Raw genomic sequence first — 8969 nt, forward strand, 5'->3', positions numbered from 1 at the left:
ATTAATGAAAGCTATTGCTATTTGTTCAAATATTCCTGTTTTTTGGAATAATAAAGTTTTAGATAAAGAACATTGTAAAAAATATTTTGGAGCAAGTTGGTTCCCTATTTTTGCTGATTTGGTAAAAGAATTAAATTATGATGTTTTAAGTGGTGATATTGCATTAAAAATGATTAATGAAAATAAAATAGATGCTACTAATATTTTAATAATTCAAGAATTAAATTCTAAACATGGTAAAGAGTTATTTAAACTAGGTGCAAAAGCATTTATTTTGATGGCAGCAGAATCTCCATTATTTAGTTATTTTTTTTATGATAATTTAAATAGAATATCTAGACCTTTTATGTTCAAGGCTTTATTTGATGGCTCATTTAAAATAATAAATCAAAAAATTGATAATAATAAAAATAGTCAATTTTATTTTCCTTCTTATTCTTTGAAAGATATTTCATATAATAAAGATTGGAATAGTAGAAAATTTATAATTATGATTGCTGCAAATAAAGGAGGTTTTTCTCCCATACCAAAAGATGCTATTAAAAATAAAATAATATGGATTATTCATAGAATATATAAAGTTATTTCAAACTCTTTTAAAACAGCACAAAAGAATGAACTCCACTCAAAAAGATTAAAATTTATAAAATATTTTGCAAAAAAGAATGTGTTAAAACTATATGGCACTAATTGGAAAGAGTTTGAAAGATTTGAGAAAAAAGATAGAGAGGAATTAAAAGAAATAATTTTGAAGTTAAATCCAAAATTTATAGATAATAAAATTTTAACTTTATCAGAGTATAAGTTTGCAATTTGCTTTGAAAATATATCCATGGAAGGCTATATCACAGAAAAAATTATCCATTGTTTCATATCTGGAATAATACCTTTATATCTGGGTGCAACAAATATAGAAAAGTATATTCCCAAAAATTGTTATATTGATTTAAGAGACTTTAATGATATTGAAAAGCTTGAAAAATATTTACTAACTTTAGATGAGTTAAAGGCAAAAGAGTACATAAATAATGGAAAAGAATTTTTAAGCAGTGAAGAAGGAAAAAAATATTCTTATGAATCATTTGCTTCTAAAATTGTTGAGAAAGTAGAGGAATATAGTGTTTACAATAAATAACATTGATATTTTTTTACTTTCATATAATAGAAAAGAATATATTTTATCTATGATTAAATCTTTAAAAAAACAAACTATAGAATTAAAAGAGATAGTTATTTTAGATAATGGGAGTTCTGATGGAACACAAGAAGCAATTCTTAGTTTAAATGATAAAAGTATTAAATTATTTTCAAATGAAAAAAACAATGGCTCTCTTTGGAATTTTCAAAGAGCACAAAATTATGCAAATAAAGAGTATGTAATATTACTACATGATGATGATATCCTTCATCCTAAATATTTTGAATATGTATTAAAAACAATAAATGAAAAGCCTTATATAAATTTAATTTGTAGTGGAATGAAAAGTACAAATAAACCTTCTTTTTTTGATTTTAAAGATTATTCATATAATCCAAGAATTTTTGAAAAACTATCTGATTTTGCAGCCTTAATTTATGCTGGCTTTCCTTTAAATTTTTCAACAGCAGTTTACAAAACTAAAAATTTTAAGAACTCGAAAATTGATTTTGAAACTTATGGGAAAATAGCAGATAGACCTTTAGTATATGATTGTGCAAAAGATGGTAATATAGCACTTTTTAAAGGACAATATATTCAATATCGTGTTCATACCAGTCAAGATAGTAAAGATAATAGTTCAGGACCTTTTTATAATCAGACAATTTCTTTACACAAAAAATATTATAATATTATATTTAGTGGAAATAGTTCTTTTATTTCAAAAATAATTTTTTATATTAATTTTTACAAATATTGTTATTGGGAATATAATAATTTTATAAATAAAGATTTTTCTTTTCAAGAGTATATTTCTTTGCTTCATAAAGAGTTGAAAATATCTTATTTTGAATTAAAAGTAAGCAAAATATTATTTTATCTAAGGGTATATTATTTTTATAAGATATATAGAGCAAGCAGAAGATACTTAGGAGAATATTCTTGATACTAGAAAAGAGTTTTTTTAGAAATAATTTTGATTTTATAAGACTTTTTGCTGCATTTCAAGTGATGATTATGCATTCTATTGGATATTTAAAATTAGATCAAATACCTAAAAATATTGTCGAATTTTTAAGTTTATTTCCCGGTGTACCAATATTTTTTGTTATGAGTGGATTTTTAATTTCAGCTTCTTATGAAAGAGATAATAATATTTGGAAATATACAAAAAATAGGGTCTTGAGAATTTATCCAGCTCTTTGGGTTAGTTTAGTTATAGCTATTATTACAATGTATATATTTTTTGAAAACAGTGTTTCTTTTGCTACAAGTATAAAATGGTTTTTTGCAAGAGCAACTTTTTTACAATTTTATCATAATAATATTTTCAATGATTATGGAATGGGTAATTTAAATGGTACTTTGTGGACAATTTTTATTGAATTACAATTTTATGTTTTGGTACCAATCTTATATGGTTTATTTAAAAATAATTTATCAAAAACTCTAGTGATTTTATTTTTTATTTCATTTTCTGTTAATTTAGTTTTTAAAAATTTAGATTCAACATCTTTTATAGTTAAACTAGTTTTTATAACTATATTGCCTTATTTATATATGTTTTTATTTGGAGTATTCATTCAAAAAAACTATTGGATTATTCAAAAACTATTAAAAGGTAAATTTGTATACCTTATTACTTTATATTTAGTTTTTGGATATATTTGTATTATTTACTGTTTAATCCCAAAAGATTATTATTATTCAATTTTAGTATTTTTATTGGTACCTTTAATTTTTTCATTAGCATATTCAAAAGTCAATTTTAATTTAATTACATTAAAAAATGATATATCGTATGGAATATATATTTATCATTTAGTTATAATAAATATTTTTATTGAAATTAATTTAGTAGGTGACATTAAATACTTATTTTTACTAATTATTCTTACTATTTTTATTTCAACTTTATCTTGGAAATTTATTGAAAAACCTTCTTTAAAGTTAAAAGATACAGTTTTATTAAAACGAGTTAGTAGATGATATTAAACATAATTTCAAATCAAATATATAAAGATAAGATTGTTGGACCTAAAAAAGTTTTAATTAATACTTTAAAAGGCTTAGATAGGTTAGGAATAAAATATGTATTTAATAAACCGATAAACAATTATAAATATAATTGGATACATGATAACCAAAGAGCAATAATAGAGGCAAGTCTTCTAAATAAATCAGTTGTAGTAGGTCCCAATACTGCAATATTGCCCAAAGACTTACCTGTATTTAGAAAAAAACTTACAAAAGACAGTATATATCTTCACCCTAGTGAATGGACTGTAAACATTTGGAAAGAATTAAATTTCAATGAAATGAGATTAAAGTCTTGGCCTGTTGGCATCGACTTAGATAGCTTTATAGAAATAGAAAATTTGGAAAATGATACTATTCTTGTCTATTTTAAAATGAGAGATAAAAATATTTTAAATAATGTTATAGATGTTTTAAATGAAAAGAAAGAAAAATATATTTTGATTGAATATGGACATTACAAAGAAGAAGAATATAAAAATGCTTTAAATAAATCAAAATTTTGTATATGGATTGGATGTAGTGAAAGTCAAGGAATAGGTTTACAAGAAGCGCTTGCTTCGAATATTCCTATTATTGTTTTAGATGCAATTTCTCTTTTTGATACTATGTCAGATGATTCTAGAAATTCTTATAAGTATAAATTTCCAAGAGTATTAGCTACAGTTAAAACGTCAAGTGCTCCTTATTTTGATGAAAACTGTGGTATAAAAATATTTAAAGTTGAAAAATTAATTGAATCTATTAATTACATGAATGATAATTTAGATAAATTTAAACCAAGAGAGTTCGTGGAAAAGAATTTGTCAATACACAAATGTACGAATGAATTAATTAGCCACCTTAAATCTTTAGAAATAAAAGAAAATAGTGATAATAATTATCTGTTATTATCAAAAGTATTATATTATATAAGTCTATTATTTCAAACATGGGCTTGGAAATTATTATTTAGGAAAATATTTAGATGAAAATACTTTGTACCTTTGGAAAATATCAATATGGTGATAAAGGTAGAGGAATTAATACAGAATATTTTTCTTTTATACCTGCCTTCGAGAAATTAGGATATGAAATGGTCTTTTTTGATACATGGGATAAGACTCTTTTTGAAAACTTTATAGATTTGAATTTAGCTTTAATAAAGAAAGTTGAAGAAGAAAAACCTGATATTATTTTTAATGTTCAATTTTTATATGAAATTTGGATTGAAACATGGGATTATATAAGGTTTAATTTTGATTGTAAAACAATAAATTGGTGCACAGATGATAGTTGGAAATATAAAGAACATAGTAAGTTTTTTGCTACACATTTTGACTTGATTGTTACGACATATGAAGAATTTATTCCTTTATATAAAAAACAAGGTGCAAATGCTATTTTGAGCGGTTGGGGAGTACCCGTTCAATGGGTTGAGAAACCTTCTTTGTCAAAGGATTGTAAATATGAAGTTACTTTTGTTGGTGCTGCACATGGTGATAGAAAAGAAAAGATAGAAGAATTAAAACGATTGGGTATAAATGTTAAGTGCTTTGGATATGGCTGGAATGGTGGTTCTCTTAAAGCTGAAGATATTCCTAAAATATTTAATCAAAGTATTATTAGCTTAAACTTTGCAAATAGTAGTGGTGAAAATCAAATCAAAGCAAGAGTCTTTGAAGTAACAGGAAGTGGAGGTTTTTTATTAACAGAGAATGCTAAGAATCTTAATAATGTTTTTAATAATGAAGAAATTATAATTTTTGAAAGTTTAGATGATGCACTAGTAAAAATAAAATACTATCTTAATAATCATGAAAAGAGGGATGAAATAGTTCAAAATAGTTTTATGAAGAGTTCATCTCATTATGCTTATTCTAATAGGCTGAAGGATATAATCGATTATGTAACAGAAATTGATAAGAGTAATCTTATTAATGTAGATATGAATGAAGTAATAAAAGAACATAAAAAAAGTTATCTTTTAAGAATAATTAAAAAAGTTTTGTTATTCATTAGTGGTAAAATTTTTGATGAAGAAAAAAGTAAAAGATTTGCGAGAAGAATAGTTTATGAAATTTCATGGCGACTTTTTAAAGAAAAAACATATAAATCAAAAAGTATAGTTTCAAGGATGTTTTATAGTGAGTAATCCTTTGGTAAGTATAATCATGCCTGCATATAATACTGAAAAATATATAACTGATTCTATAAACTCTATTTTAGAACAAACATATGATAATTGGGAACTAATAATTGTTGATGATTGTTCTACTGATTTTACTAAGGATATAATAAAAAAGTTTGAGTTTGAAGATAAAAGAATAAAGGGCATTTATTTAGAAAAGAATGGGGGGATGCCTTCTCTTGCTAAAAATAATGCCATACCATTTGTAAATGGAAGTTTTATAGCTTTCCTAGATAGTGATGATCTTTGGTTAAAAGAAAAGCTAGAATGCCAAGTAAATTTTTTAATGAAAAATCCTGACATAATGCTCTGTTACACTGGTGGATATTGGATTAATAAAAATGGCTATATAATTCACAAATTTTTGCCAAAATATGAAAATGGATATTTATTTAAAAAAATGCTTTTTAAATATGAAATTAATAATCAATCAGTACTAATAAGGAAAGAAGCATTAGATAATACAATTAAATTTTTTAATAGTAAAATTATTATAGGAGAAGATTATAATCTTTTTATGCATATTCTTGCAAAATATAAATGTTCAAATTTAAAAAGATATTTGATAAAATACAGAATACACGATAATGCAATTACAAAGAGTAAAAAAAGAGTCTCAGATGGTGTATTGGTTACATTAAAAGAATTAAATGTGTTTAGAGAGTATCCTTTATATGCAATAATTACTTATCTTAAAGCTATACGATTTAAATTTTTAAAAAAAAGATGGAAATGAAAAAAATACTTTATATAATAAATGTTGATTGGTTTTTTGTATCTCATTTTTTACCTGTTGGGTTGGAAGGACTAAAAAGAGACTATGAAGTTCATATTGCTTGTGGAATAACTGAAAAAAAAGAGTATTTAGAAAGTTTAGGATTTGTAGTTCATTCATTATCTATATCAAGAAGTGGTATGAGTATAAAAACTGAATTGAAAACAATAGTTGAAATGTATAAGATAATAAAATCTATTAATCCGCAAATATTGGAGTTTTTTACTATTAAACCTATTCTTTATGGAGGAATAGCTTCAAGATTTTTTTTAATTCCAACAAAAGTTTTTTATATAACTGGACTTGGTTATGTTTTTATTACGAAAGGATTAAAAGGTTTTTTTACAAGGAATTTAGTAAAAACTTTGTACAAAATAGCAATAAATGGTAAAAATAATTCAATTATAACTGAAAATATTTATGATAAAGAACTTATAAAAAGTCTAAATGCTGTTAATGATGCTCAAATTGGGACTATTAGAGGTGCAGGAGTTGATTTGTCCCAATATGGTTATAAAAAAGAAAATGTTGAGAATATAAAAGTTTCTATGGTTTGCCGACTTTTAAGAGATAAAGGTATTTTTGAGTATGTTAGCGCTGTAAAAATCTTAAAACAAAAATTTCCAAATATAGAATTTGAACTATATGGGGATATAGATATTGATAATCCAGCAAGTTTAACTATTGAAGATATTAAAAAGATAAAAGAAGAAGGTTTTGTAAATGTATATGGATTTACAAATAATGTTGCAAGTGTATTTTCAGATTCAAATATAATAGTTCTTCCTTCTTATCGAGAAGGTTTACCAAAAGTTCTTATTGAAGCTGCTGCTTGTGGTAGAGCAGTAGTCACTACAGATGTACCTGGTTGTCGTGATGCTATTGAGCCTGATGTTACAGGACTTTTATGTAAAGTAAGAAATTCTGAATCACTGGCTCAAATGATTGAAAAACTGATAATAGATGAAAACTTAAGAAATAGTATGGGAAAAGCTGGTAGAGAATTAGCAGAAAAAGAGTTTGATATAAAAAAAGTTGTAAAAAAACATTTTGAGATATATGAGAAAAATGTATGATACATTGTGATAAAAACAATTCGATTTATAAAAAAATATTAATTACTGGCTCAAATGGTTTTATAGGAAGCTATTTCATAAATAAATATAAAAATAAATACAATATAAAAACTTTTAGCTTTTTAAAAAATGATATAAATACTTTAGATTGTAATAGAGTAGATGTAGTATTTCATCTTTCTTCACTGGTGCATCAAATGAGTGGTGCAAGTACAAGTGAATATGAAAGAATAAATGTAACTCAAACTTTAGAGTTAGCTAGAAAAGCAAAAGAGAATGGTGTAAAACAATTTGTTTTTATGAGTACAGTGAAAGTATATGGAGAAGAAACTACTAATAAATATAACGAGAATAGTACTTGTAGTCCAGAAGATGGATATGGTAAAAGTAAATTTACAGCAGAACTTGAGCTTGGAAAGTTAGAAGATGAAAATTTTAAAGTAAGTATTATAAGAACTCCCATAGTATATGGATATGGCGTAAAAGCAAATATTAAATCACTTGTAAATCTAACAAATAAAGTGCCACTATTACCTTTTGGAAAAATTGAGAATAAACGAAGTATGGTTTATATAGGAAATCTTTGTCATTTAGTAGATGTGGTAATAAAACAAGAAAAAAGTGGAATATTTTTAGCCAGTGATGATGAACCTTTAAGTACTACTAGGCTTATTGAACTTATCGCTAAAAATTTAGATAAAAAAGTGTGTTTAATAAAAATACCATTTTTTGAAAGTTTATTAAAATTATTCAAGCCATCTTTTCATAAAAGACTTTATGGAAGTTTAGAAATTGATAATATAATAACAAAAGAAAAATTAAATCTTAAAAATCCATATAGTGTGGAAGAGGGAATAAAGTATATGATTAAAGGAGAGGATATTTGATTTATTTAGTTTTATTGGTAGTCTCTTTTTTTTTAACATATTTAATAAAGAACTATGCTATCAAAAAGTCTCTTGTTGCTCATGTAAATGATAGAAGCTCTCATACTACTCCTACCCCTCATGGAGGAGGTATTGCTATTGCAATTACTTGGTTTATTGGTTTGATTTATTTATATTTTACAAAACAAATTGACCATACACTTTTTTATGCACTTTTAGTTGGGATTATTATTTCTGTAGTTAGTTTTTTTGATGATTTATTTGAACTAAGTGCAAAATTAAGACTTATTGTTCAATCACTTGTTTCTTTATTTGGATTATATGTTTTAGGTGGTTTGGGAAGTCTTGATTTTGGTCTGTTTTCTATAGATAATCAAATTTTTACTAATGTTTTTGCTTTTTTGATGATTATTTGGTTTATAAATCTTTATAATTTCTTAGATGGGATTGATGGTTATGCAGGAAGTGAAGCCTTATTTTTAGCCCTTGCTGGATTTACTTTGTTTGGTGGAAATCATTTTTTAGTTTTAGCTGTTGCTGTATTAGGATTTTTAATTTGGAACTGGCATAAAGCTAAGATATTTATGGGTGATGTTGGAAGTACTCTTTTAGGTTACAATATAGCTGTAATTACTATTTATTATGCAAATAAAGAGAGTACAAACTTCTGGATGTGGATTATTTTGTTTGGAGTTTTTTGGTTTGATGCCACTTTAACACTTTATAGAAGGAAAAAAAATGGTGAAAAGCTAAGTCAAGCACACAAAAAACATACTTATCAAAGACTTACTCAAAGTGGTTGGAGTCATAGTAAAGTAGTAATAGCATCTATCTTTATCAATATATTATTATTTGTTATTGTATACGATGTTTCAAATATTTTTTT

The 8969-nt window shown here is 24.6% G+C and carries 9 protein-coding genes; all 9 read left to right on the forward strand.

All coding sequences use genetic code 11. The features are described 5' to 3' along the window. Nucleotides 1–4 precede the first annotated feature (4 nt). On the forward strand, nt 5–1135 hold the full coding sequence (locus tag CRU95_RS14935; RefSeq protein ID WP_129101922.1) for a glycosyltransferase family 10 domain-containing protein: 1131 nt from the start codon (nt 5–7) through the stop codon (nt 1133–1135). Beyond that, complete coding sequence (locus tag CRU95_RS14940) at nt 1119–2084, forward strand: glycosyltransferase family 2 protein (protein WP_129101923.1); 966 nt, start codon at nt 1119–1121, stop codon at nt 2082–2084. Before CRU95_RS14935 ends, CRU95_RS14940 begins: the two co-directional genes overlap by 17 nt. Next, nucleotides 2081–3127, forward strand: a complete 1047-nt coding sequence (locus tag CRU95_RS14945; protein WP_129101924.1) for an acyltransferase — start codon at nt 2081–2083, stop codon at nt 3125–3127. The genes CRU95_RS14940 and CRU95_RS14945 overlap by 4 nt, the downstream gene beginning before the upstream one ends. Further along, nucleotides 3124–4146 carry a hypothetical protein gene (locus CRU95_RS14950; RefSeq protein ID WP_129101925.1) on the forward strand — a complete coding sequence of 341 codons (1023 nt, stop codon included), beginning with the start codon at nt 3124–3126 and terminating at the stop codon, nt 4144–4146. Before CRU95_RS14945 ends, CRU95_RS14950 begins: the two co-directional genes overlap by 4 nt. Further along, nucleotides 4143–5309 (forward strand): glycosyltransferase, encoded by a 1167-nt coding sequence (locus tag CRU95_RS14955; protein WP_129101926.1) that lies wholly within the window; start codon nt 4143–4145, stop codon nt 5307–5309. Before CRU95_RS14950 ends, CRU95_RS14955 begins: the two co-directional genes overlap by 4 nt. Then, on the forward strand, nt 5302–6081 hold the full coding sequence (locus tag CRU95_RS14960; protein WP_129101927.1) for a glycosyltransferase: 780 nt from the start codon (nt 5302–5304) through the stop codon (nt 6079–6081). The genes CRU95_RS14955 and CRU95_RS14960 overlap by 8 nt, the downstream gene beginning before the upstream one ends. Then, a complete protein-coding gene (locus CRU95_RS14965) occupies nt 6078–7196 on the forward strand; it encodes a glycosyltransferase family 4 protein (protein ID WP_129101928.1) in 1119 nt (372 codons plus the stop codon). The genes CRU95_RS14960 and CRU95_RS14965 overlap by 4 nt, the downstream gene beginning before the upstream one ends. After that, on the forward strand, nt 7193–8083 hold the full coding sequence (locus CRU95_RS14970; RefSeq protein WP_129101929.1) for an NAD-dependent epimerase/dehydratase family protein: 891 nt from the start codon (nt 7193–7195) through the stop codon (nt 8081–8083). The genes CRU95_RS14965 and CRU95_RS14970 overlap by 4 nt, the downstream gene beginning before the upstream one ends. Continuing rightward, nucleotides 8080–8969, forward strand: an 890-nt coding sequence (locus CRU95_RS14975) for a glycosyltransferase family 4 protein (protein WP_164969809.1), incomplete at its 3' end; no start/stop codon positions are given. The genes CRU95_RS14970 and CRU95_RS14975, both read left to right, overlap by 4 nt.

This window comes from Arcobacter sp. F2176 (assembly GCF_004116465.1).
Taxonomy (GTDB): Bacteria; Campylobacterota; Campylobacteria; order Campylobacterales; family Arcobacteraceae; genus Arcobacter; species Arcobacter siniprincipis.